This is a genomic window from Methylobacterium sp. CCH7-A2, from assembly GCF_001557075.1.
In the GTDB taxonomy this organism is placed as follows: domain Bacteria; phylum Pseudomonadota; class Alphaproteobacteria; order Rhizobiales; family Beijerinckiaceae; genus Allobosea; species Allobosea massiliensis.
The window spans coordinates 24,602-49,787 of the sequence record NZ_LSKN01000321.1 but is presented as its reverse complement, the minus strand read 5'-3'; the positions used below and the strand labels follow the sequence as shown (position 1 = coordinate 49,787).

Here is a 25,186-nt window from a genome sequence, read left to right as displayed (position 1 = left end):
GGGCTCGGCGCAGGACTCATGGCTGGGCCTTTCCGCGCGTCGCGGCCTCGTGCTCGTAGAGCTTCACCACGGCCGCCGAATCCGACATCTCATGGCCAAGCGCGACATAGTCCTTGTAGCGCTGCACGCCCTGCTCGATGACGCCGAGATCGAGCCCCAGCCCCTGAGCGAAGGCGGAGACGGCCTTCAGATCCTTCAGCAATTGGCGCGCATAGCTGGAAGGCGGCTCGAAGGCGCGCTGCTGCATCTGAGGATAGAGCCGCTGCAGCAGGCTGCTGTCGGCATGGCCGCCGGCGAGACATTGCGGCAGCCTGGCGGCGTCGATCCCCGCGGCTTCCGCCAGCATCAGCGCCTCCGCCATCAACACATAGCCGGTGCCCACGATCGCCTGGTTGATGACCTTGGTCGTCTGTCCGGCGCCGACCGGGCCCATCAGCGTGACGTTGCCCGCCATCTCCGCGAGAAGAGGCTTGGCCGCCTCGAAATCGGCGGCGTCGCCGCCGGCCATCACCGTCATCTGGCCGGTGCGGGCGAGCTGCGGCCCGCCCGAGACCGGCGCATCGACCCAGCCCGCGCCCGTCAGCGCCTTCAGCTTCGCCGCGACACGGCGCGTCCCCTCCGGATCGGCGGTCGAGAAATCGATGACGAGCTTCGCAGCAGAGCTCGCCGCAGCAATCCCGTCCGGCGCCAGGACGCAGCGCTCGACGGCCTCCATATGCAGCACGCAGAGCATGACGATGTCGCTCGCGGCCGCGACCGCCGCCGGCGACTTCGCCGCGACGGCGCCATGCGGCAGGACCGTCTCCAGCCGCTCGGGCTCGAGGTTCCAGACGGTCACGCTGTGGCCGAGATCGAGCAGGCGGCGCACCATCGCCTCGCCCATGATCCCGATGCCGATGAAGCCGATGCGCGGGCGAGCAGCCTTCGCGTCGGCGGGGTGGCCTGCCGCCTCCGGCGCGAGCAGGCCGCGCGCGACCAGTTCCTGCCGGATCTCCCGGCCATGCTGGTCGAGCAGCGGCGGCGGCAGTCGCATCTGCTGCGGCGTGGCGCTGAGCTTCACCGGGAAGCCGAGCGCCTTGAAGGCCCCTTCCACCGGATGCGCCACCATCTGCACCATCTCGCGCGCCACCGCCTGCTCGCTGACGACGGCCTGCGCATAGTCGAGGATTGGCGCGGCCGGCACGCCGGCCTCCAGCAGCCCGTCGATCCAGGCCTGGCGTGGGCGCGAGGCGAAGGTCGGCGCCATCGCGTCGATGAGCTCGAGGCGGTTGGCGATGCGCGCGGCGTTGGTCGCGAAGCGCTCATCCGCCTGCAGATCCTCGCGGCCGAGCACCTTCAGCAGCTTCATCCAGAGGCCCTGATTGGCGGCGCCGATCACGAACCAGCCGTCGGAGGCCGCCACCGCCTGATAGGGCGCCGACATGCGGTTGGCCGAGCCGATCGGCTCCGGCGTCCTGCCGGTGCCCCATAACTCCGTCGTCTCCCAGACGGAGAGGGCGAGCGCGGCCTCGAACAGCGACGCGTCGACGAACTGCCCCTGGCCGGAACTCTGCCGCCCGATCACCGCACTCAGAACGGCATAGGTCGTGAACAGCCCGGCCCCGAGATCGGCAACGGGAATCGAATTCTTTGCCGGCTCCATGCCGGGCAGGCCGTTGGCGCTGAGCACGCCCGAAACAGCCTGGGCGATCAGATCGAAGCCCGGTCGCTGCGACCAGGGGCCCGTTTGGCCGAAGCCGGAAATGCTGGCGAAGATCAGGCGCGGATTGAGCGCCTTCAGCGTCACGTAATCCATGCCGAGGCGCTTGGCGACGCCGGGGCGCGCATTCTCGATCAGAATGTCGGCCGTCTTGACCAGCGCGTAGAGTACCGCGCGGTCGGCCTCGGATTTCAGGTCGAGCGCGATGCTGCGCTTGTTGCGGTTCAGCGCCAGGAAGCCGGGGCTGTCGGCGCCTTTCAGGCGAAAGCCCATCGACTGCCGGGTCGAATCGCCGGTGCCGGGCGGCTCGACCTTGATGACGTCCGCGCCCATGTCGGCCAGCAGCATGCAGCAGAACGGCCCGGCCATGACCTGCGAAATGTCGAGCACCCGAAGGCCCGCGAGCGGCAACGTCATTCCTCTTCTCCTCCTGTCCGGGCCAGTCTGCGGACTGTCTCGTCCGCGCCGGCCTCTTCGGTCTTCCGCCTGCGAAGGCGCGCCGTCTCCATCATTCCGCGTCGGGCAGCGATAGGCCATGGCTCGACGCGCGTATGCAGTATGCACGAATGCGATGGCGACGGGGACGCGCAGGGATTGGCGGAATTCGCGCTGGCGAGGACGGGCGGGCGTGATCGGGCACCCCGAAGCTGCCGCGACACGGCGGCGCGTTTTGTTGCCTGCGATCAGCGAGCGCCGTCACTGCGGTCGGGAAAGAGCCATCATATCACAAGTTAATGTGGCGGATTGAACGACGACTATTCTGCCGACAACCGCAGACTGAACAGATGTGATCGGAGCAACGAGCGATGTCGGATGAAATCAGGCCGATCACCGCCCTCGATTTGGCGGCTGAATGGCAGCGCGCCGAGGTCGGGCCCCGCCCGTCGACCAAGGTGATCAGGGCAGAGGATCTTTGCATCGATCCGGCCTATCAGCGCGATCTGTCGACCAAGTCGATCCGCCTGATCCGCAAGCTCGTCGAGGAGTGGGACTGGCGCCGCTTCAAGGTGCCGGTCGTGACCCGGGTCGACGACCAGTGGCACGTCATCGACGGCCAGCATACGGCCATTGCCGCCGTCACCCATGGCGGGATCGCGGAACTCGAGGTGCTCGTCGTGGAGGCGGGCGATCGCAGCGACCGGGCCGGCGCCTTCATCGGCCACAATAAGGACCGGGTGCAGATCACCAACAGCCAGCTCTTCTTCGCGGCAGCGGCAGCCGGCGACGAGGATGTGTTGACGGCGCTGCAGATCTGCGAGCGGGCCGGAGCCTGCATTTTGCGCAACCCGTCGCCCGGCCGGCCCTTCCGCCCCGGCGAATTGATCGCCATCGCCGCGCTGATGCAGCTCGTGAAGCGCCGGACCACGGTCAAGGCCCGCACCGTCATCGAGACGCTGGTGCGGGTGCGCGCCGCGCCGATCACCGCCGACCTGATCAAGGCGGTCGACATGGTGCTGCACGATCGCAACTACGGCGAGGTCGATCCGGAGGAGATCGTCGCGGCCTTCGAGAGATACGGTGCGGTCCTCACGGCCAAGAGCGTCGAGCTCGCCTTGGCCAAGGCCATCCCGCGCGCCCGGGCCATGGGTGTCGTGCTGTATCAGCACACCCGAAAGCGCAAAGCGGTGCGGCCTGCGGAGTCGCCGGGCGGCCATGAAGCGGCCGGCGCCGTCCTGGGCTGAGTCGATGTCGCCATCCGCTCAAGCCGGACGACCGGCCCGGTTGCATGTTCGCTACGGAGGCAACCCGTGATGGCCGCCGCGGATGACAACGGGCAGCCGCTGGCACCCCTGCTGCGCAAGCTGATCGCGCTCGGCCCAGTCAGCCAGGCCGATGCGGCGGCGGTCGAATCGCTGCCGCTGACCCTCCGCGAGTACCCGCCCGGCCAGGAGATCGTGCGCGAGCGCGATCGGCCGACGCAAGGCTGCATCCTGCTCAGCGGCATGTGCTGCCGCTTCAAGATCGTCGGCGACGGAGCGCGCCAGATCAATTCGTTCCATATCCCGGGAGACATGCCGGATCTCCAGAGCCTGCTGCTCCACCAGATGGACCACGGATTGCTGACGCTGACCCGCGTGCGCCTCGCGCTCGTCCCGCACCCGACGCTGATGCAACTGGTCGAGAACCACCCACGGCTCGGCCTTCTGCTCTGGCGCGACACCCTGATCGACGGCTCGCTCTTTCGCGAGTGGATGTGCAGCATCGGACGCCGCACCGCGCGCGTGCGCGTTGCTCACCTGCTCTGCGAGCTCTTCCTGCGCTATCGCAATGTCGGGCTGGCCGAGGACATGACCATGCCCTTTCACCTGACGCAGACCCATCTGGGCGACGCGCTGGGGCTGTCGGTCGTCCATGTCAACCGCGTGATGAAGAGCCTGCGGCGGGATGGGGTGATCGGCATCGCGAGCCGCCGGCTCACCATCCTCGACTGGCCGGGTCTCGCTCGCATCGGCGACTTCGACGACGCCTATCTGCATCTGACGCCGGGCAGCTGACCTCAGCGAATGGCGCGCATCTTAGCCTAGGTTAATGCGGCGATCGGTCGCCCTGCCATAGTGGAACCGTGCCGGGTGCGGACAGGGAAGGGTTCAGCCATTGCCCATCCGCGAGACGAACGACTCCTTCCCTTCTCGATGCGCCGCCGGCGTCAGGGCGGCTGCAATGCGGCGGGGTTGCGATTCAAGCCTGCAGGCGCGGCAGCCGTGCAGCGTCGCGGCGCAGCCAGCCTGGGGATACCGCCTTCGTCAAATGGTCGTCATCGACCCGTTCCCGATCAACGTGATCGAGGTGGGCGAAACGATTCAGGCGAGAAGACAAGGCGCGGCGTCGAGGCAGCGGCCCCAACTCGCCCGCTGGAGAAGATCGGCGGAGCGTCGCATTTGAAAAAGCGCCTCTTCCTGCTGGCGACCGCGGCCCTGGCGCCGGGCGTTGGGCTCCTGGCGATCAACGAGGTGACCTATCGCGCCGAGCGCGAGCGGGAGGTCCACCGCATGGCGCAACAGGCGAGCCGCCAGGCCGCTTCCGAAATCGAGCGCCTGATCGAGGGCATGGACGGCCTGCTGATCGCGGTGGCGGCCAATGCCGCGGTGTCGGCCGCCGATCCACAGGCCTGCGGCATGGCGCTCGCGGCCGTGGCGGCTTCCGTGCCGTCAATCCGCGTCATCTTCCTGATGTCGGCCGAGGGCCGCGTGGTCTGCGACAGCGCGGGCTCTTCCGCGGGCCAGGACATGTCCGACCGCAGCTACTGGAAGGAGGCCCTGACCGCAGACCGCTCCGTGGTGGGTGAGTACACGCAGAGCCGGATCACCGAAACGGCCGTCCTGCCCATCGCGCGCGCCATCCGGGACAATCAGGGAGCGCCCCGCGGCGTCCTTGCCACGGGAATCCGGCTGGACTGGCTGGGCGAGCGCCTGCGCGAGCGGGGCGTCACGCCCTCGGGCGCATTGACGGTGGCCGACCGGAACGGCGTCATCCTCGCGCGCCATCCGGCTCCCGAGCGCTTCGTGGGCACACGCATTCCGGACGGCTTCCAGCATCTCGTACGGGCAGCCCGGCCCGGAACCCTCGATCTCGTCAGCCAGGATGGCGAGGCTCGCATCGTGGGTTACCAGCCCGTCGGTCTGCCTGTTCCGGGGATCTATGTCAGCGCCGGCCTGGCCCGGTCCGAGGCCTTCGCGGCGATCGACCGGTCGAGTCTGATCGGGGCCATCATCGTCGGGCTCGGCGCGATCCTGACCTTCGCCGCAGCCTGGTTCGTCGGCAACGCCTTCGTTCGCCGGCCGATCATGCGGATCAACGACGTCCTCGCCGCCTGGCGTCGAGGTGAGAGCCAGCGCCGCACGGGTATGCGCACCGCTCACGGCGAGCTCGAGAGCGTCGGCCACGCGGTCGACGAGCTGCTCGACGAATTGGCGCTTCGCGAAGAAGCGGCGGCCCGAGCCGGCGAGCAAAGGGACCTGCTGACGCGCGAACTCGGCCATCGCGTCAAGAACCTGCTGACCGTCCTCCAGGCGATCGCGCGACAGACATTCGGTCCCTATGTCGACGCCGAGCGCTCGCGCATCTTCTCCGAGCGGGTCGTCGCGCTGTCCTCTGCACTCGATGTCCTGCTGTCAGACGAGCAGCGCGAGGGTTCGGTCGCGGAGGTGGTGGCGACGACGCTGCGGCCCCATGTCGACCGCATGAGCCGCATCCAGACATCCGGGCCACTTGTCAGGTTGAGTGGCAAGGTGGCGCTGGCGCTGTCGATGATCGTGCACGAACTCTCGACCAACGCCCTGAAGTACGGCGCACTGCGGGACGGGAACGGCGTGGTAAAGATCGAATGGACGCTGGATGCGAACGGTCGCTTCAGCTTCCTCTGGCGGGAATGCGACGGCCCGCCGGTCATTCCGCCGGATCGTCACGGATTCGGAAGCCGCCTGATCAAGAGGGCGCTGCCCTCGGAATGTAACCCGCAGGTGGATGTCGACTACCTCCCGTCGGGCGTGGTTCTCCGCCTGTCGTTCGATGTCGGCGAGCGGGCGGCTCCGCCACAGTCCGCGTCGGCCGCCGCCGGCTGACCGCGCGACCCTCCATCATCATGAAGTGATCGGCCGCCACATCGACCTGTCGCGCGCTCTCACCGGCCCCGTGAGAAGACGTTGGCGTCTTCTTACCCCTCGTCCTTGCGTAGCGGGCTGACAAACGCCGGTACGCCGCTGATCGGCAGGAACTCCTCGTTCTTCTCGGCCTTGGGCGGCTTGGTCCGCATTTCGTGCTCGGAGCCGGATTGGGAAGGCATGCCCTTGTTGGACGGCTGGACGATGGTGCCGGCTTCGTTGTCGACCTCCATGGGCGCGTCGCGATCGTTGGTGCGCGCAGCGAAGACATCGTCGCGGCCCGCCGCGTCCTGGGCTGCCACATCCCGAGCCTGCAGGAGCGAGGAGACCTGGCCGGCGGCCTCGCGCAGAAAAGGCGGCAGTTCGCCCTCCTCCTGCAGATAGCGCTCGACGTCGCCGCGCGGGCGACGCGCGGCCATGGCGAGCGCCGCCAGCCAGTCCTGGTCCGGATGGCGGCGCTGCAAGGCGAGGGCAAGCGCCGGCCCGGTGGCGGGCAGATCCTGCGCGCTGTCGGTCATGGGGCTCGTCTCCTCTATGATGGCCTTGGGCAAAAAGGCGGCTCAGGCCGCCTTCTGCGCCTTCGCATTGGCGCGGGTTGCGGCCAGCTTGCTCAGCAGCTCGTCGGTCTTCTTCTCCTCCGCCAGCGTCTCGTCGAGGAGCTTGGCGGCGTCCTTCATGCCGAGTTGCATCGCCAGCGCCTTGAGCGTGCCGTAGCGGGCGATCTCGTAATGCTCCACCGCCTGGGCCGAGGCGATCAGCCCGGCGTCGAGCGCCTCGCTGTCCGCATACTCCTCCATGACCTCCTTGCCCTCCTCGAGGATGCCGACCATCGCCTCGCAGGTCTTGTCGCGGGCAGGGACTTCGCAGAGTTCGAAGACCTGCTCGAGGCGCTCGATCTGGCGCTCGGTCTCGTCGCGATGCGTCTCGAAGGCTTTCTTGGATTCAGCATCCTTAGCGGCCTTCGCCATCTTCGGCAGCGCCTTCAGGATCTGCTTCTCGGCGTAGTAGGTGTCCTTGAGCTGGTCGATGAAGAGGTCGTGCAGCGTCTTCGTCTTGGTGGCCATGGGGCAACTCCAGGTGAGGGTGTGCACCGTCAACCGGCCGTCATGGACATCGTTCCGGCGAGCGGCCCAAACGTGGGGCGGGCGGGTCAAAGCTTTGACCCTCGCTTTGCTTCTTCGCAGGTGGGCCGGCCGGCTCCGGCGAGGTGGGCCGCACGCCTCTGCAGCCGTTACTCGGCTGTCGGCGCCAGCGTCTGCGCGACACTGTCCCGTTGCCGGCGCGACATCAGCTTCATGGCGAGGATGAAGCTGGCGAGCACGAGGCAGATCCCGTTGGTCAGGATCAGCGGCCATTCCGACTTGCCGATGCCATAGGCCAGCCAAAGCGCGAAGCCGCAGCAGGTAATCGCATAGGTCGGCGTCGAGAGCGCCGAGACGTCGCGCGTCTTCAGCACCCGCCAGGCTTGCGGGACAAAGCTCACTGTCGAGCAGACCGCCGCGCCGTAGCCGATGAATGACAGCCAGTTCACGCCCGCTCTCCCCCACCGGCCACGATGCGCAGATGCGGGGCAGCTCTCGCCGCCGTGGCTGGTGTCTGTCGGTTATCTCCCGGCAGCGCATCGAGAAAGCGTTCGAACCGGGACAGGAAGGCGGCCGGCGCCTGGAAATGCGGGAAGGCGCCGGTGTCGAAGGCGGAGATCTCCCAGTTGGGCTTTCCCATCGTCCACCCGGCCTCGCTGAAGTCGCTGAACGAGCCGCGCGTGCCATGAGCCAGCCAGACCGGCAGTTCCAGCGCTTCGTAGACGTCGCGGATGTCAGGCGAGAACAGCTTGCCCGACGCGAAGGCGAAGGCTGCGAACGCGGCCCCCGGCTGGTGCGCGCTCTGCCAGGCGTAGTCGACCAGCCCGGGATCGGGCGGGCCGCCGAAGGTCCGCCGCAGGAAGAACCGCATGCTGGGCCGGCTGACGAGCAGGCCGAACAATCCGCTGCGCCAGAGTGGCGCGGTCAGGGCCTTCTCCAGGGCCGTGCGAGGGCGAGCTTCCGGCATGCCCCCGCGGCGGTGCTGGGCGCCGGCTTCGAAGCCGGTCGGCGTGACGAGGGCGAGACCGGCGAACAGATCTGGCTGCTGCAGCGCCGCGCGCGCCAGGAACTCGGATGAGAGCGACAGGGCCAGAGCGGCGACGGGCCGACCATCGGACATCGCCTGAACGGCCCGCACCGCGGTCAGGATCGCCTCAACATAGCGCTCGACCGTATAGATGTCGGGCCCCCGGCTCGACAGGCCGAAGCCTGGCAGGTCGAGCGCGAAGACACGCCGTCGTGCTCGCAGCGCCTCGAAGATCGGCTTGACCTCATAGCTCGAGGCGGCGGCGTTGACGCTGTGGACGAGCAGGAGAGGGGGGCCTGCGCCATCCTCCAGAAGCGCCAGGCTCCCGTCGCCCCGGGGTAGCGCATGGCGCTGGCACGGCATCGGCAGCGGCAGGGAGGGCGAGACCGGGTCCGCAGCGCCGGCGGGTGTGGAAGGATCCGGCATGGGCGAAGCGTCCTCTGGTTCGATGGCACATCAATGAGCCGAACCCGCCATGGTTCCCGATCGGGCCGGAACTGCCCCGGCGCCGGAGGGTTGCCCTTCATCAGTCTCCTTGAGGCCAACGCCAGAGAAAGGCCCTTCCATGACGGACGCCAACCCGCCGCAGACGCAATCCCGCCAGCCCGGCAGCGAGGCGCAGATGTCGCCGCGCCCGCAATCCGAGCCGCGCTTTCCCGGCGTCGGTCGGCTGAAGGAGAAGATTGCACTCATCACCGGCGGCGACAGCGGGATCGGTCGGGCGGTTGCTCTCGGCATGGCGCGGGAAGGCGCTTCCGTCGCCATCGTCTATCTCGATGAGCACGACGACGCACAGGAGACCGTCCGGCTGGTCGAGGCGGAGGGCGGGAAGGCCCTCGCGCTGGCTGGCGACATCGGCGACGAGGCCTTTTGCGGAGAGGCCGTCTCCCGGACCATCGAGACCTTTGGGCGGCTCGACATTCTGGTGAACAACGCCGCCGAGCAGCATGTCGTGGAAGAGCCGCTCGAAATCCCGGCGGAGCAGCTGGAACGGACCTTCCGGACGAATGTCTTCGGCTATTTCCACATGACCAAGCACGCCCTGCGGCACATGCGGAAGGGGGGCGCGATCGTTAACACCAGCTCGATCACCGCCTACAAGGGCAAGGACACGCTGATCGACTACGCCGCGACGCGCGGCGCGATCGTCGCCTTCACCCGATCGCTGGCGCAGGCGCTGGCCGAGAAGGGCATCCGCGTCAACGCTGTCGCACCGGGGCCGATCTGGACACCGCTGATCCCGGCCTCCTTCGACGAGGAGCAGGTGGCGCAGCACGGATCGAGCGTTCCGATGGGCCGGCCCGGCCAGCCCAACGAGGTCGCCTCCTGCCATGTCTTCCTGGCCAGCGAGGAGGCGTCCTACATGTCGGGCCAGGTGCTTCACCCCAATGGCGGGACGATCGTCGGCTCCTGAGCGAGATCACGCGTCTCCGCCAGCATCGCGGCGACGAGGCCGAGTGCGGACAGGAGCGTCGCGCGGATGAGAACGTCCGGCGCCGCCTCCGGCCAGCGCTCGCGCCGGTGCCGCGTGAAACCGTCTCGCGCGCAGGCGATGTCGACGAGCCCGACAGGGTTGCAGTCCTCATCGCAGGACGGGCCGAGGACGCCGGTCACGGCGACGGCGATCGCGGCGCCGGAGCGCTTGCGGGCGCTTTCCGCCATCAGCCGCGCCACGGTTTCCGTGACCGCGCCCTGTCGGGTCTGGAGCGTCTCGGGCGGCAGGCCCAGCATCCGGACCTTCGCGTCCTTGCTGTAGCAGACGAAACCTCCTTGAAGCGCCGAGCCGGCGCCGTCACCGGCGGCGAGCGCACCGGCCAGTCGCCCCGCGGTGCAGGATTCCGCCGTCGCCAGCCGCCATCCCGCTTCAGAGAGCAGGTCGAGTACGCCCTGGGCTGCGGCCGCGACCGCCTCGTCGCTGGTGTCGGTCGGCAGGGTGGAAGTCATGACCTGGCCTCGCCGGTTTCGTGCGGCGCCGCGTACGGAGTGGGCTCGGCCGCCATCAAGGCGCGGCTGAGCCAGGACGAGCCGGCCAGCGCGAACCGCCAGGGACGCTCCCGCTCCCGGCTGATGCCGATGCGTCGCCCCGTCAGGACCAGCGGCTCAACGGCGCGGTCCAGCAGTGCGAAGGGAGCGGCTGTCGCATCGGCCCCGTCATGGGCGATGTCGATGGCGAGCGCCTGGGCGAGCCGCCCCGGCCCGGCGAACATCGAACGGTTGCGCGGTGTCAGACCCCGGAAGCTGTGCGAGGCGGCATCGTCGCGCGCATAGGCTTCGGTCTCCACGATGATGCCGCCGACATCCTCGCAGAGCAGGGCAACACCGACTAGCCGCCGGGCCAATTCCCAGGCGGTGAGATCGAGTTCCTCCCGCCGGAGGCGAGCCGCATGGCCATGCGGCCCGCGACCCGCTCGTGTCAAAGGTTCGTCGTCGGCGTCGTCCATGACGGCCTCTGGTGGGGACGGCCTCAGCGCGCCGACCAGACGCCGAAGACGAAGCCGGCCGCGACGGCCCAGCCCAGCGCCCGCAGGGGGCGGGCCTGGATCTCCTCGAGCAGCATCTGCTGCCATTCGCCGGCACGGTCACCGACGGCCCGGCCGAGTTCCTGCGTGTCGATACCGACCTGCGCTGCGCCCTCGCGCACTGTCTCGTCCGCCCGCCCGCTTCGGCCGGGTTCGCGGCCGACATCGGAGGGGCCCGTCGTGTTGAAGTCGTTCAGCATCTCGCTCTCCTGAAGGGCTGCTCCGGCAGGGGCCGGGTCTCGTGACAGCAACGGCTGGAGCGGGCTCCGGTTCGACGCGCCGTGCCGGCCTGTGAGCGTTCTGGCGCGGGGCCCTGCACCCGGGTCGCTCGGCACCCGATGGAACCCACACGGCGCCGGGCCGTTCATCACCACGATTAAGGATCTGACCCGTGATGCCCTGGCGGTGTCTGAACCAAGAGTTTCTCGTTCCATGGCGGCATCCGCTCAGGACCATCGAAAGATCTGGCGCAATCCACGCCTGTATTATCTCCACCCGAGGCTCGCCGGAGCGCCGGAGAGCTGGGGTGATCACGCCGCGCGCGCAAAAGATCTGGGATTCGACCATGTTCTTCTGGCCTGGCCGTTCTCGGACGGGCGCGATCTGTTTGCGACGACCGATCTCGAACGGATCGCCGGACAGGATGCGGCAGCGGTCCTCGCGACGCTGACGGAGCGTTGCCGCAATGCCGGATTGACGCTCTGGATGGATGTCGCGATCACGCGCGCCGAGGCGCAGGGCCCGCTGGCCGCCGCCTTGCCGGGTTGCTGGCGACAGCCGCACCGAAACGGACTCGATCCCCGCACGGATCTCCAGCGTCCCGTCGTTGAGGCTGCCTTCGACGATCCGGACGCATCGCGGCGCCTCGTTGCGTTCTGGGCAGGCCAGCTCACGCGCTGGGCCGAATGCGGCGTCGAGGGCTTCCGCTGCCATGACGCTTTATCGGTGCCACTCGACGTCTGGTGGGACTGTCTCACGCCGCTTCGGCAGAGCCGGCCTGACGTCGTGGCCTGGGCCTGGATGCCCGAGGCGACGTCCCAGGAGAGGGTGGCGGTGGCAGATGTGTTCGATGCCGTTTCGGCGCCGTTCGCGGAGGGCCGCAGCGTCGCTGACCTTATCGAGCATTGTCAGGCGCTCGCCGAAACGCAGCGCCTGATCGGTTGCCCCGAAAACCCGTTCGCTGCGCGCCGACCGGCCGCCGCGCCCGTCAATCCCGAGCGCGGACGCCAGGCCGCGATGATGGCCTCGGCTGTGCTCGCCGACGGCTGGCTGATGCCCATGGGATTCGAGCACGGGCTTGATACCCCCTTTCTCCACGCCGAGCCGGGGGACATGCCCGAGGCGGATGCAGAGGCGGGCAGCGTCGCCGCCGCCGTGCGGGCCGCCAACGACGCCGCGGCCTCCCTCCCGCAGGGCACCGACCGGTCACAGCGGCTGCTGGCCCGGAGCGGGTCCACGGCGACCGTTCTGCGGGCCGCGGATGCTGCGGCCAGCCTCACCCTTCTGAACACGGACCCCGTCAATGCGGCCACGCTCGATACGAGACTGAGCGCCGCTGGACTCGGCCTCGCCGCCGCCGAGGCGAAGGCCGTCGCGCTTCCACCGGCCTGGGGCGTGGTTCTCGATCTCGGGGATGCAGAGCCCGTGCGAAGCTCCGCCCCGGTCCGGCCGGAAGATCGTACGCAGCTCGCCGCCGCGCGCCTCGCCATTGAGGCCGTTTCTCCGACGGTCGATGGCGGGCGCTTCGCCGTCAAGCGCCGCGCCGGCGAGACGGTGCAGATCACCGCCGACATCTTCAGCGACGGCCATGAGGTGCTGGCCGCGGAACTGCTCTGGCGCGCCGAGGATGAGCCGGAATGGTCGCGCGCGCCGATGATGCATCGCGTCAACGATATCTGGGAGGGTCAGTTCCCGCTCCTGCGGGTCGGTCGCCATCTCTTCGCGATCGAAGCCTGGTGGAGCGAATTCGGCACCTTCCGCCGCGACCTCGCCAAGAAGCGCGAGGCGGGTCTCGATATTGCGCTGGAAATCCGCGAAGGGCGGATCATCCTCGAAAAGTTCGCGCAGAGCGCCGCGCCGGCGGACCGCCCCGTGATCGAGGCGCATCTCGCGCGCCTGGGCGGGAGCCAGGCCGAGGACGCGGCTGTCCTGCTCGCCGACACGCTGAGTTCGGCGATGACGCGCGCCGATCCGCGCCCCCATGCCACGGGACGCGACCGGGTCTACCCCGTCGAGGCCGACCGCGAGGCGGCCTCGTTCTCCAGCTGGTACGAGCTCTTCCCCCGCTCGATCACCGACAGCCCGGCGCGCCACGGCACCTTCCGCGATGTCATCGGCCGCCTGCCGGCGGTGAAGGCCATGGGCTTCGACGTGCTCTATTTCCCGCCGATCCATCCGATCGGCAGGACGAACCGCAAGGGCCGCAACAACACGCTGACGCCCGCCGCGGACGATCCGGGCAGCCCCTATGCCATCGGGTCTGCAGACGGCGGCCATGACGCGATCCATCCCGAACTCGGCAGCCGCGAGGATTTCCGCGAGCTGGTCAGGGCGGCGGCGGAGCACGGCCTCGAAATCGCGCTCGACTTCGCGATCCAGTGCTCGCCCGACCATCCCTGGCTCGAGGAGCATCCGGGGTGGTTCCAGTGGCGGCCGGACGGCTCGATGCGCTACGCCGAGAACCCGCCGAAGAAATACCAGGACATCGTCAACGTCGATTTCTATGCGAAAGACGCCATCCCCGCGCTGTGGCTGGCGCTGCGCGACGTCGTGCAGGGGTGGGTCGACGAGGGCGTGCGGATCTTCCGCGTCGACAACCCCCACACCAAGCCCTTCCCCTTCTGGGAGTGGCTGATCGCAGACATCCGCTCGCGCGATCCGGGCGTGATCTTCTTGGCCGAGGCCTTCACGCGGCCCAAGGTGATGTACCGGCTCGGCAAGGTCGGCTTCTCGCAGTCCTACACCTACTTCACCTGGCGCAACAGCAAGGCGGAGCTGACGGAGTACCTTACCGAGCTGAACGAAGAACCGGCGCGGGACGTGTTCCGCCCGCATTTCTTCGTCAACACGCCGGACATCAACCCGGTCTTCCTGCAGCGCTCGGGCCGGCCCGGCTTCCTGATCCGCGCCGCGCTGGCAGCGACGCTGTCCGGGCTCTGGGGCGTCTATTCCGGCTTCGAGCTCTGCGAGGCCGCCGCAATCCCAGGCAAAGAAGAGTATCTCGACAGCGAGAAATACGAGATCAAGCCGCGTGACTGGCAGGCTCCCGGCAACATCATCGCCGAGATCACCCGGCTCAACCGGATCAGGCGCAGCGAACCGGCCCTGCAGAGCCATCTCGGGCTGACCTTCTACAACGCCTTCAACGACAACATTCTCTACTTCGGCAAGAGGGCGGGCGCCGACGGTGACATCGTCCTCGTTGCCGTCAACCTCGATCCTTTCAACGCGCACGAGGCCGGCATCGAGGTGCCGCTCTGGGAGTTCGGTCTGCCCGACCATGCCTCGGTGGCGGTCGAAGACCTGATGCGCGGCCACCGCTTTCACTGGCACGGCAAGTCGCAGTCGATCCGCCTCGACCCGCGCGAACTGCCCTTCTCGATCTGGCGCCTCAGCGCCCCGACAGGTTCCCAATGACCATGGCCGAAGGCATCGTCCGTCCCGCAGCCGATGCGCGCGATCCGCAGTGGTACCGGGACGCGATCATCTACCAACTCCATGTGAAGTCGTTCCACGACGCCAATGGCGACGGCATCGGGGATTTCCCCGGCCTGATCGCCAAGCTCGACTACATCGTCTCGCTCGGCGTGAACGTGATCTGGCTGCTGCCGTTCTACCCCTCGCCGCGGCTGGACGACGGCTACGACATCTCCGAATACAAGGCAGTCCATCCCGATTACGGCACGATCGCGGATGTGAAGCGCTTCATCCGCGCGGCCCATGACCGCGGTATCCGGGTCGTCACCGAGCTGGTTATCAACCACACCTCCGACCAGCATCCCTGGTTCCAGCGCGCGCGACTGGCGAAGCCCGGCTCGCCGCACCGCAACTATTACGTCTGGTCGGACAACGACCAGCTCTACTCCGGCACGCGCATCATCTTCCTCGACACCGAGCGCTCGAACTGGACCTGGGACGCGACGGCCGGCGCCTATTTCTGGCACCGCTTCTATTCGCATCAGCCTGATCTCAACTTCGACAACCCCGCCGTGATCAAGGCCGTGCTCGGCGTGATGCGCTTCTGGCTGGATCTCGGCGTGGACGGTCTGCGGCTCGACGCGGTGCCCTATCTGATCGAGCGCGACGGCACCTCGAATGAGAACCTGCCCGAGACCCATGCGGTGCTGAAGCGCATCCGCGCCGAGCTCGACGCCTCCTTCCCGGACCGGATGCTGCTGGCCGAGGCCAATATGTGGCCCGAGGACACGCAGGCCTATTTCGGCGATGGCGACGAATGCCACATGGCGTTCCACTTCCCGCTGATGCCGCGCATGTACATGGCGATCGCGCAGGAGGACCGCTTCCCGATCACCGACATCATGCGCCAGACCCCGGACATTCCCGAGGGCTGCCAATGGGCGATCTTCCTGCGCAACCATGACGAGCTGACGCTCGAAATGGTGACCGACAAGGAGCGGGACTATCTCTGGAACTTCTACGCCACCGACAAGCGCGCCCGCATCAATCTCGGCATCCGGCGGCGGCTCGCGCCGCTGCTGGAGCGCGACCGCCGCCGCATCGAATTGATGAACAGCCTGCTGCTCTCCATGCCTGGCACGCCGGTGATCTATTACGGCGATGAACTCGGCATGGGCGACAACATCTTTCTGGGGGATCGCGACGGCGTGCGCACGCCGATGCAGTGGTCGCCGGATCGCAATGGCGGCTTCTCCCGTGCCGACCCGGCGAGCCTCGTCCTGCCGCCGATCATGGACCCGCTCTACGGCTTCGAGGCTGTCAATGTCGAGGCGCAGGCGCGCGATCCGCATTCGCTGCTGAACTGGACGCGGCGCATCCTCGCCGTTCGCAAGGAACATCAGGCCTTCGGCCGCGGCAGCCTGCGCTTCCTCTATCCGAAGAACCGCAAGGCCTTCGCCTATCTGCGCGAGCATGACGGCAAGACCATCCTGTGCGTCGCCAATCTCTCGCGCTCGGCGCAGGCTTTCGAACTCGACCTGTCTGAGTTCGCGGGGCGCCACCCGGTCGAGATGCTCGGCAATTCGGTCTTTCCGGCGATCGGCCAGCTCACCTATCTGATCACGCTGCCGCCCTATGGCTTCTACTGGTTCGTGCTGGCGCAGGACGCGCAGGTGCCCTCCTGGCACGCGCAGACGCCCGAGCCGATGCCGGACTACACCACCTTCGTGCTGCGGGGCGGCCCGGACGAGATGATCACGCCGCAATCGCGGCGCGAATTCGAGACCGCGATCCTGCCGCCTTACCTGCTGAAGCGGCGCTGGTTCGCCGCGAAGGACCGGGCGCTCGACGAGACGAAGGTCGCCTTCACCGCCCGCATCGGCAGCGGCCGCGAGGCCGCGCTGATGGCGGTTGAGGTGCGCCATGACGGCGGCACCGAGCGCTATCAATTGCCGCTCGGCATCGGCTGGGACGACGAGATCGCCGCGGCGCTGCCGCAGCAGATGGCGCTCGCCCGTGTTCGCCGCGGCCGTCGCACCGGCTTCCTGACCGACGCCTTCTCGCTGCCCTCCTTCATCCACGAGCTGCTCGCGCTGCTGAAGGCGGGCGCGACCGTGGACAGCACGGGCGGCCAGGTCGAGTTCCGCCCGACTGCGGCCTTCGACGATGTGCAGATCCAGCCGGAGGATCCCGTGCGCTGGCTCTCGGCCGAGCAGTCGAACTCTTCGGTCATCATCGACCACAAGGTGATGCTGAAGCTGTTCCGACGGCTGGCGCCGGGGCGCCATCCCGAAGCCGAAATGTCGCGCCTGCTCACCGACCGCGGCTTCCGCAACGCACCTGCTCTGCTGGGCGAGATCGTCCATGTCCCCGACGAGGGCGAGGAGGAGGTCATGGCGGTGGTACAGGCGTTCATCCCCGGCGAAGGCGATGCCTGGGAATGGACGGCCGCCTATCTCGGCCGCGTCATCGACGAGATGCTGCGCGAGGATGTCGATCTCGCGAGCCAGCTCGCCATTTACGAGGCGTTTTCACGCAGCCTGGGGCAGCGTCTGGGCGAGATGCATGTCGTGCTGGCGCAGCCCAGCGACGACCCGGCCTTTGCGCCGGAAACCGCCGACGCCGCACAGGTCGAACGCTGGCGCGAGCGCATCCGCGGCCGGGTCGAAGCGGCTTGCACCCATCTTGAGAAGGCGGCCCCGACTCTGCCGCCGGAAGAGCAGGCGATGGCGGAGCGTATTGTCGCCCGCCGCGCCGACATCCTCGGCCTCGTCGATCGTCTCTGCCGGGCGGGACAGGGCAGCCTGCTCCATCGCGTCCATGGTGACTTCCACTTGGGCCAGGTGCTGGTCGCGAGCGGCGACGTCATGATCATCGACTTCGAGGGCGAGCCGGCCCAGCCGCTGTCCGAGCGTCGGGCGAAGGACAGCGGCTGGCGCGATGTCGCCGGCATCCTGCGCTCGCTCGACTATGCCATCGCGGCCGGCGCCCGCACCGTCGCCGCCTCCGGCCCGGCCGGGCGATACGAGATGCTGGCCCAGGCTTTCTCCGCCGTGATGCCGGCGGCGCTGCTCGCGGGCTATCGCGAAGCCACCGCCGACGGATCGATCGCTGAGGTCAAAGAGGAGGGCGCGGAGCTGCTCGACCTCTTCATGATCGAAAAGGCCGCCTATGAGGTCAATTATGAGGTCGGCAACCGTCCCGACTGGCTCGCCGTGCCGCTACGCGGCCTGACCGACCTGCTGGAGCGGCTGCTGCCGGAAGGAGAGCGGCATGAGTGAGGCGTTCGTCGAGCGGGTGCCGCCGCTGCCCATGGAGACGGCCACCGCGCTCGCGCAGGGTCGGTGGGGCACACCTGCCGCCGTCCTCGGCCCGCATCAGGGGCCGGCCGGCCGCTATCTGCGGGTCTTTGTGCCGGGTGCCGAAAGCGTCGCTGTGCGCCAGGAGGACCGCGACGATGTCCATCTGCGCCCGGCCGAGCCGGAGGGGTTGTTCGTGGGCGACCTGGCAGACGGGCCCTATCGGCTTGCGATCCGCTGGCCGGGCGGCGAGCAGATGACGGAGGACCCTTACGCCTTCGGCCCCCTGCTCGGCGATCTCGACCTGCATCTGATCGGCGAGGGGCGCCATCTCGAACTGGCGCGGGCGCTCGGCGCCAATCCCTGCACCGTCGAAGGTGTGGCCGGCGTCCGCTTCGCGGTCTGGGCGCCGAATGCGCGCCGCGTCTCTGTTGTCGGCACCTTCAACAGCTGGGACGGCCGCCGCCATCCGATGATCCGTCGCGGCGACAGCGGCGTCTGGGAGCTGTTCGTGCCGCGGCTCGGAAGCGGAGAACTGTACAAATACGAGATCCTCGACCGTGATGGTCGCCTGCTGCCGCAGAAGGCCGATCCGCTGGCGCGCGCCGCCGAACTGCCACCCGGCACGGCCTCAATCGTGCCGCGCCCGGCGTCGCATGTTTGGGGCGACCAGGCCTGGATGGCCGCGCGGGCCAGACGGCAAGCCGCCGACGCACCGATCTCGATCTACGAGCTGCATCCCGGCTCATGGGTAAGGGGGCCGCACGGCGACATGCTCGATTGGCGCAATCTCGCCGACCGGCTGGTGCCTTACGTCAAGGCGATGGGCTTCACCCATGTCGAGCTGATGCCGGTCGCGGAGCACCCCTTTACCGGTTCCTGGGGCTATCAGCCGCTCGGCCTTTTCGCGCCGACCCGCCGCTTCGGCGAGCCGGAGGATTTCGCGCTCTTTGTCGAGGCCTGCCACCGGGAGGAGATCGGCGTCATCGTCGACTGGGTGCCGGCGCATTTCCCGTCCGACGCGCATGGCCTCGCCCGCTTCGACGGCACGGCGCTCTACGAGCACGAGGACCCGCGTGAGGGCTTCCACAAGGACTGGAACACGCTGATCTACAATTTCGGGCGCCGCGAGGTCTCGAACTTCCTGATTGCCAGCGCCCTGCACTGGCTCGAGCATTTCCACATCGACGGGCTGCGGGTCGATGCGGTGGCCTCGATGCTCTATCGCGACTACAGCCGCCAGCCGGGCGAATGGGTGCCCAATCACCTCGGCGGGCGCGAAAATCTCGAGGCCGTCGCCTTCCTGCGCGAGCTGAACACACTGGTCGCGCAGCGCCATCCCGGCGCGATCATGATCGCGGAGGAATCGACCGCCTGGCCAGGCGTGACGCTGCCCGCCGCCGAAGGCGGTCTCGGCTTCTCCTACAAATGGAACATGGGCTGGATGCACGACACGCTGCACTATCTGCAGCGCGACCCGCTCTATCGCCGGCACCATCATGACGAGATGACCTTCGGCCTGGTCTATGCCTTTTCCGAGCGCTTCGTGCTGCCGCTCTCCCATGACGAGGTCGTCCACGGCAAAGGCTCGCTGCTGGAGAAGATGCCCGGCGACCTCTGGCAGAAGTTTGCCGGCTTACGGGCCTATTTTGCCTTCATGTGGACCCATCCCGGCAAGAAGCTGCTCTTCATGGGCGGTGAAATCGCCCAGCGCCGCGAATGGAACCACGACGGCGAGATCGACTGGGATCTGCTGAAAGACCCGCTTCATCGCGGCATGCAGGCATTGGTCGGTGATCTCAACCGGCTGTATGCCGCTTGGCCGGCCCTGCACGCGAGCGATTCCGACCCCAGCGGCTTTCGCTGGCTGGTCCAGGATGATCGCGAGAACAGCGTCTATGCCTATCTGCGCCAGGCACCGGGCGAGAAGCCGGTGATCACCGTCGTCAACCTGACGCCCGTGCCCCGTTCGAACTACCGCATCGGCGTCCCGCAAGCGGGAGGATGGCGTGAAATCTTCAACAGCGACGCCGCCGCCTATGGCGGCTCCGGCGTCGGCAATGGCGGCTGGGTCGAGGCGAGGGCCGAGGGACTGGGAGGCGAGCCGGCCTCCATCGAGATCGTCATCCCGCCTCTCGGCGCTCTGGTCTTCGTGCCGGACGGCGCCTAGGTCGCGCCGCGCTTGGCAGGTCGCCGCCGCTTGGGCGGCTACCGCTGCCGCAGCGCCGCCACGGGCAGCACCGCGAGCGCATCGGCTACGGTGAGACCCGCATCGCCCGCGGTGATCCGGCGGCCTGTCAGCACATCCTCCCACTCGCCCGTCGTCGGGAGAACGACGCCCTCCCAATGCGGCCCGAGCGGCAAGGCCGCGGCTGCTTCGCCACCTGCGATGCGGGTCGCGATGACGAGAAGCGCCTCCGCGCCGACACGGCGCTTGAAGCCGACGAGATCGACCGAGCGCTCTCCCCGAAGCTCAAGCGGCTCGTAGCTCCCCTCCGCATAGAGGTCCGGCGAGGCGGCACGGTCAGCCAGCAGCGCGGCCATGATGCGCTGCTTGATCCGCCCGTCCGGCCAGGTGGCGAGCAGGGCGGCGGCATGAGCGTCGTCATCCAGAGCGCGGGCCCTGGCCTTGTAGTCCACCGCGCGGCGGTTGTCCGGGTCGACCAGCGAGAGATCCCAGAATTCGGTCCCCTGATAGACATCGGGAACGCCGGGCAGCGTCAACTTCAGCGCCGTCCGGCTCAGGCCGCGCACCATGCCGCGCTGCGCGAGGTCTCGCGCCAGGGGCCGGTAGGTCTCGAGGAAAGAGCTGCCTGCTGCGAGGGCGCCGGCGATCAGATACTTGGCGGCCTGCTCATAGGCCTCTTGGGGATTGATCCAGCTCGTCTTGCGCTTGGCCTCGCGCAGCGCCTTCTCGACCCAGCCCTGCATGCGCTCGCGGAACGCGTCGAGCTGCGGGGCATCATCGGACTCGAGAAGCTCGACCGGCCAGGACGCCAGCATCTGCTGCAGGATCAACTGCCGGTCATTCGCATCCGGCCGGGTGCGGTCGGGCGCCAATTCCAAGCTGAGCGCGTGCCAGCGGCTGCTCGCTTCGGCCCAGCGCTGCGGCATCTCGGTCAGGGACAGGAGCCTGGCGCGGCCGTCCTCGCCGCGCTTGGTGTCGTGCGTCGCGGTCGCGATCATCGCATGCGGCCAATCGCGATGCCGCTGCGCATTGGCCGCGTGGAACGCCTCCGCCGAAACGCCGTGATGGTTCGGCTCGCCGCCGACCTCGTTGAGGGCGAGCAGCGGGCCATAGCGGTAGAACAGCGTGTCCTCCAGACTCTTGGCCGTCACCGGGCCGCTGAGCTGCTGGAAGCGGCGGCGAAAGCGCGCCAGATGCTCGGCCGGCGGCGGTGCGGTCATCATCCGGTCCGCCTCGCCGAGCAGCAGCGCGGCCACGAAGCGATGCAGCGAGGTATCCGGCATAGGGGTGCCGGCGATCGCGGCCGCCACCGTCTCCTCGATCAGCGTCCGGTCCTCCGGCGCGGGCTCGTTCGAGATATAGCTGCGGTAGACCGGCAGCCGCTCGATGATCTCGGTCAGAACCTGACGCATGGCGTGGACGGTGTAGTCGCGGCTGCGTCGGTCGCCATGGGCGAGCCGAGCGAGGTCCGACACCAGCACCTCGAGTTCGCTGGCGAAGCTCGCATGCAGCGTCTCGCGCTTTGCCCGTCGCAACAGTTCCTCGAAGCTGTCGGGCTGGCGCGTGATCTCGCGATAGCTCTCCTCGATCGCGGCCGCGCCCTCGCGGTCCAGAAGGATCCCGTCGATGAGGTTGAGCACCTCGTATCCGGTCGTGCCGGAGATCGGCCAGGGTCGCAGCGTCTCGCCATGGCCGAGGATCTTCTCGACCAGGATGTAGAAGCCGGGCCCGACCTGCGCCTGCAGCGCCCGGACATAGCCTTCAGGATCGGCGAGGCCGTCGATATGGTCGATCCGCAGCCCCTGAATGCGGCCGGCCCTGACCAGATCGAGGATCAGCGCGTGCGTTCGCTCGAAGACCTCGGGCTCCTCGACCCGCACCCCCGCCAGCGTGTTGATGTCGAAGAAGCGGCGGTAATTGATGTCGCTCGCCGCGACACGCCAGTTCGCCAGCCGGTAGCTCTGCATCTCCAGGATGCGATGCAGCGTGTCGAAGCTTTCCCGGATTCCCTCGGCGCCGTTGACGAGATCGAGCGCCCGCTCGGTGGCCTCCGCCAGCTCCGGGGACTCGGCGAAAACCTGCTCCAGCCGCTGCTTGAGCGTCTCGCATTCCGCCACGAGGCCATCGGGGCTCGCACTGCCGGGATTGTCCGACAGCGCGCGCAAACGCGACGAGATCGCCAGCAGCTCCCGGTAATCAGGCCGCTCATGGTCGGCCACCAGAACCAGCACCCGGTCGAGCAGGATCGGATAGCTGAGCGGGCTGATCGGGAAGCGATGCTCGAAATGCCAGAGACTGAAACCGCCTCCGCTCTCGTCGCGCTTCAGCGTCAGCTCGCCCTCTTCCAGCGCGTCGCCATAGCGCTTGCCGAGGAAGGGCAGCACCAGCTTGCCATTGGCGCCGAGCCGCTCCCAGTCGATGTCGAAGGCGACAGCATGGGGTGAAAGCTGCCCCCATTCGATGACCGAGAGCCACCAGGCGTTGTCGGCGCCGCCGATGCCCATATGGTTGGGGACGATGTCGAGGATCAGACCGAGACCGTGCTGTTTCAGCGCGTCCGAGAGGCGCAGGAAGCCCCCCTCGCCACCCAGTTCCGGATTGATCCGGGTGTGGTCGACGATGTCGTAGCCATGGGTCGAGCCCGGCCGCGCTGTCTGCACGGGCGAAGCATAGACATGGCTGATGCCGAGCCTCGCGAGATAGGGCAGGATCGCGACCGCATCGTCGAAGGTGAAGCCGGCATGGAACTGCAGGCGGTAGGTCGCGCGCGGCGGCAGCGCGGCGAGCGCGTTGGCGTTGCGGGCTTCTCCGCTCGGGTCGCGAGACAGGGCGCTCTCCTGATCCGTTTTCATGAGCGGGCCACCAAAAACGCTCCGGTCCAGGGCTGGAGGCGGATATCGGCTCCGATCTCGATGCCGGGGCTGGCCCAGAGAACGCTCGACGAGCCGGGACCATCCACGACCACCTCGCCTTCGCCGAAATGCGCCACGAAACGCAGCCTTCCGCGCTCGAAATCCCAGCTTATGTCGAGCGTGTCAGGCGTTGGGCGTCGGCAGGTCGCACCGAGGAACCGTGTCCGGGTCAGCGGCAGCACCTGCTCGCGACGCAGATCGAGCAGGGCCTTCGTTTCCGCCAGAATTTCGTCATGGGGCGATCGCGCGATCTCCGTCCAGTCCAGCCGCGAGCGTACGGCCGTCTGCGGGTCGGTCGGGTCCGGTACTTCCTCCGCAGCGAAGCCGCCGAAGCCGCCGAATTCCCGACGCCGCCCGTCCCGCACCGCACGCGACAGCTCAGGATCGGCGAAATCGACGAAGTACTGGAAGGGCGTCGAAGCCTGCCACTCCTCGCCCATGAAGAGCAGCGGGATCTGCGGTGCGAGCAGCAGGCCCGCCCGCGCCAGGGCGAGTTTCGTCGGCTCGGTCAGCGCGCCGATGCGCTCGCCCTGAGCCCGGTTCCCGACCTGGTCGTGGTTCTGCAGGAAATTGACGAAGGCCGAGGGCGGCAGATGCGCGGACGGCTCGCCCCGGACCGCGCCCTCATGCGCCGAGAACTCGCCCTGGAAGGCAAACCCCTCGGACAGGCAGCGGCCGAGATGGCCAGCAGCGTCTTCGTAATCGGAATAATAGCCGTCGCTCTCGCCCGTCAGCAGCCGGTGCCAGGAGTGATGCGTGTCGTCGGTCCACTGTGCGTTGTGGAGGATCGGCCGGCCGGTCTCGTCGCGTTCGAGCCAGCGCGACTCGTTCGCGGCGTTTTCGAGAACCAGATGGATTTCGCGGCCCGGCAGCGCCTCGCGGACGCGCTCGGCCAGCTCGCCGATGACGTGCCGGCTGCTGTCGTCGGCGATGGCGTGAACCGCGTCGAAACGCAGGCCGTCGAAATGATATTCCTCCAGCCAATAGAGGGCGTTGTGAACGAAATAGTCCCGCACCACCGCCGCGGCCTCGCCGTCGAAATTGATGCCGGCGCCCCAGGCCGTTTCGTGGCGCTCGGTGAAGAAGGAGGCGGCGTAGTTGGGCAGGTAGTTGCCCGACGGGCCGAAGTGATTGTAGACGACGTCGAGGAACATCATGATCCCGCGGCGATGCGCCTCGTCGACCAGCCGCTTGAGGTCGTCGGGCGTGCCATAGGCGTGATCGGGTGCGTAATGCAGCACACCGTCATAGCCCCAGCCGCGGTTGCCCGGAAAATCCGCCACCGGCAGCAATTCGAGGGCGGTGATCCCGAGGTCGCGCAGATGATCGAGCTTTGCCGTCAGGGCCGCGAAGGTGCCTTCCGGTGTCGCGGTGCCGACATGGGCCTCGTAGAGCACGGCCTCTTCCCAGGGGCGCCCGCGCCAGTCGCCGTCGCTCCAGATGAAGGCTGCGGGGTCGACGACCTGGCTCGGGCCGTCAATGTCGTCCGGCTGGAAGCGTGAGGCCGGGTCGGGGATCGAGAGCCCCCCTTCGATGCGATAGCGATAGAGCGATCCAGGGCGCGCCTGCGGATCGAGCAGGCGGTGCCAGCCCTCGGCGGCCGCTGTCATGGGCCGCTCGGCCCCGTCGATCACGAGCATGACCTCGCGCATGGAGGGCGCCCAGAGCGAGAATTCGACACCCCCCTCGGTGATCCGGGCACCGAAAGGCATGGTGTGGGCGCGGTGCATGGAGAGCGATCCTGTCGGGCTGGTGGAGCCCTTGCGGCTCCGACCAGACCAACACGGGATCGCAGGCCGGGTTCCGCGCTTGCCGCCTCAGGCCTTCGCGTCGCGGGCGCCGGCCCAGCGCTGAAGGGTCGGGCGGTGCCGCAGGAAGCGCACATAGAGCCATTCCAGCGCCACCGCGACATGGCGATTGTGCGCAGCGAGGCCCAGCGGGCGCAGCAGCGGGATCGCGCGCCACATCGCGGCGAAGGCGGCGGCGCCCGAGAGCAGCACGCCGTTCTCCCGCGCGTGGAAACGGGCGAGCAGCGCGCCCCGGTCGAGCGGGCAGTCGGTCTCGGGCGAAGCGACGTCGAGGAAGGTGATACGGCCGGCGCGGTCAAGCCGCTTCATCGCCGCGATCTCGCGGCGGCAGAGCGGACACCCACCATCGAACCAGACGACCAGATCTGTCATGCCCGTCGATATCGGCCTGGCGCGCCGCCGCTGCAAGCGCGCG

At 68.2% G+C, this 25,186-nt stretch carries 18 protein-coding genes; 7 read left to right on the top strand and 11 right to left on the bottom strand.

The features are described 5' to 3' along the window. Positions 1-16: 16 nt before the first annotated feature. Entirely contained in the window at positions 17-2,116 is a 2,100-nt protein-coding gene (locus AX750_RS27175; RefSeq protein ID WP_348626301.1) for a CoA transferase, read from the bottom strand. A 389-nt stretch (positions 2,117-2,505) separates the two neighbouring features. On the opposite strand from AX750_RS27175, the gene AX750_RS25010 reads away from it, so the two are divergent. From AX750_RS25010 to AX750_RS25000, 3 genes are all read left to right on the top strand, one after another. Further along, positions 2,506-3,381 carry a DUF6551 family protein gene (locus AX750_RS25010; RefSeq protein ID WP_066735583.1) on the top strand — a complete coding sequence of 292 codons (876 nt, stop codon included), beginning with the start codon at positions 2,506-2,508 and terminating at the stop codon, positions 3,379-3,381. Between the two features lie 69 nt (positions 3,382-3,450). Then, on the top strand, positions 3,451-4,194 hold the full coding sequence (locus AX750_RS25005; protein ID WP_066735580.1) for a Crp/Fnr family transcriptional regulator: 744 nt from the start codon (positions 3,451-3,453) through the stop codon (positions 4,192-4,194). 384 nt (positions 4,195-4,578) lie between these two features. Further along, complete coding sequence (locus AX750_RS25000) at positions 4,579-6,261, top strand: sensor histidine kinase (protein ID WP_066735577.1); 1,683 nt, start codon at positions 4,579-4,581, stop codon at positions 6,259-6,261. Positions 6,262-6,353: 92 nt separating this feature from the next. Here AX750_RS25000 and AX750_RS24995 read toward each other — a convergent pair whose 3' ends face one another. From AX750_RS24995 to AX750_RS24980, 4 genes are all read right to left on the bottom strand, one after another. After that, positions 6,354-6,818 carry a hypothetical protein gene (locus AX750_RS24995; RefSeq protein WP_066735574.1) on the bottom strand — a complete coding sequence of 155 codons (465 nt, stop codon included), beginning with the start codon at positions 6,816-6,818 and terminating at the stop codon, positions 6,354-6,356. Positions 6,819-6,860: 42 nt separating this feature from the next. Then, a complete protein-coding gene (locus AX750_RS24990) occupies positions 6,861-7,364 on the bottom strand; it encodes a ferritin-like domain-containing protein (RefSeq protein ID WP_066735571.1) in 504 nt (167 codons plus the stop codon). Between the two features lie 167 nt (positions 7,365-7,531). Continuing rightward, entirely contained in the window at positions 7,532-7,831 is a 300-nt protein-coding gene (locus AX750_RS24985) for a SemiSWEET transporter (protein ID WP_066735568.1), read from the bottom strand. Continuing rightward, a complete protein-coding gene (locus AX750_RS24980; protein ID WP_066735551.1) occupies positions 7,828-8,835 on the bottom strand; it encodes an alpha/beta hydrolase in 1,008 nt (335 codons plus the stop codon). Before AX750_RS24980 ends, AX750_RS24985 begins: the two co-directional genes overlap by 4 nt. 139 nt (positions 8,836-8,974) lie before the next feature. Between AX750_RS24980 and AX750_RS24975 the strand changes: the two genes are divergently transcribed. Continuing rightward, entirely contained in the window at positions 8,975-9,823 is an 849-nt protein-coding gene (locus tag AX750_RS24975) for an SDR family oxidoreductase (RefSeq protein ID WP_066735549.1), read from the top strand. Here AX750_RS24975 and AX750_RS24970 read toward each other — a convergent pair. The 3 genes from AX750_RS24970 to AX750_RS24960 are packed head-to-tail and all read right to left on the bottom strand — an operon-like array spanning position 9,790 to position 11,128. Then, positions 9,790-10,353: a nicotinamide-nucleotide amidohydrolase family protein gene (locus AX750_RS24970; RefSeq protein WP_082734966.1), complete on the bottom strand. Its 564-nt coding sequence runs from the start codon at positions 10,351-10,353 to the stop codon at positions 9,790-9,792. The two genes, AX750_RS24975 and AX750_RS24970, sit on opposite strands and share 34 nt — an antisense overlap. Beyond that, positions 10,350-10,850, bottom strand: coding sequence for a DNA-3-methyladenine glycosylase (locus AX750_RS24965; protein WP_066735546.1), 501 nt, complete (start codon positions 10,848-10,850; stop codon positions 10,350-10,352). Before AX750_RS24965 ends, AX750_RS24970 begins: the two co-directional genes overlap by 4 nt. Positions 10,851-10,873: 23 nt before the next feature. After that, positions 10,874-11,128 carry a hypothetical protein gene (locus AX750_RS24960; RefSeq protein WP_066735543.1) on the bottom strand — a complete coding sequence of 85 codons (255 nt, stop codon included), beginning with the start codon at positions 11,126-11,128 and terminating at the stop codon, positions 10,874-10,876. A gap of 232 nt (positions 11,129-11,360) precedes the next feature. On the opposite strand from AX750_RS24960, the gene AX750_RS25770 reads away from it, so the two are divergent. The 3 genes from AX750_RS25770 to glgB are packed head-to-tail and all read left to right on the top strand — an operon-like array spanning position 11,361 to position 20,033. Further along, the gene (locus AX750_RS25770; protein WP_082734965.1) at positions 11,361-14,564 is read left to right on the top strand and encodes an alpha-1,4-glucan--maltose-1-phosphate maltosyltransferase; all 3,204 of its coding nucleotides are present in this window, start codon (positions 11,361-11,363) and stop codon (positions 14,562-14,564) included. Continuing rightward, positions 14,561-17,845 carry a maltose alpha-D-glucosyltransferase gene (gene treS, locus AX750_RS24950; protein ID WP_156449777.1) on the top strand — a complete coding sequence of 1,095 codons (3,285 nt, stop codon included), beginning with the start codon at positions 14,561-14,563 and terminating at the stop codon, positions 17,843-17,845. Before AX750_RS25770 ends, treS begins: the two co-directional genes overlap by 4 nt. Beyond that, positions 17,838-20,033 (top strand): 1,4-alpha-glucan branching protein GlgB, encoded by a 2,196-nt coding sequence (gene glgB, locus AX750_RS24945; protein ID WP_156449776.1) that lies wholly within the window; start codon positions 17,838-17,840, stop codon positions 20,031-20,033. Before treS ends, glgB begins: the two co-directional genes overlap by 8 nt. Positions 20,034-20,071: 38 nt before the next feature. Here glgB and treY read toward each other — a convergent pair whose 3' ends face one another. The 3 genes from treY to AX750_RS24930 all read right to left on the bottom strand — a co-directional run bounded on the left by treY (position 20,072) and on the right by AX750_RS24930 (position 25,143). After that, positions 20,072-22,903, bottom strand: a complete 2,832-nt coding sequence (gene treY, locus AX750_RS24940; RefSeq protein ID WP_066735541.1) for a malto-oligosyltrehalose synthase — start codon at positions 22,901-22,903, stop codon at positions 20,072-20,074. Further along, positions 22,900-24,693 carry a malto-oligosyltrehalose trehalohydrolase gene (treZ, locus tag AX750_RS24935; protein ID WP_066735539.1) on the bottom strand — a complete coding sequence of 598 codons (1,794 nt, stop codon included), beginning with the start codon at positions 24,691-24,693 and terminating at the stop codon, positions 22,900-22,902. The genes treY and treZ overlap by 4 nt, the downstream gene beginning before the upstream one ends. A gap of 87 nt (positions 24,694-24,780) precedes the next feature. Then, positions 24,781-25,143, bottom strand: a complete 363-nt coding sequence (locus AX750_RS24930) for a DUF393 domain-containing protein (protein WP_066735536.1) — start codon at positions 25,141-25,143, stop codon at positions 24,781-24,783. Between the last annotated feature and the right edge of the window lie 43 nt (positions 25,144-25,186).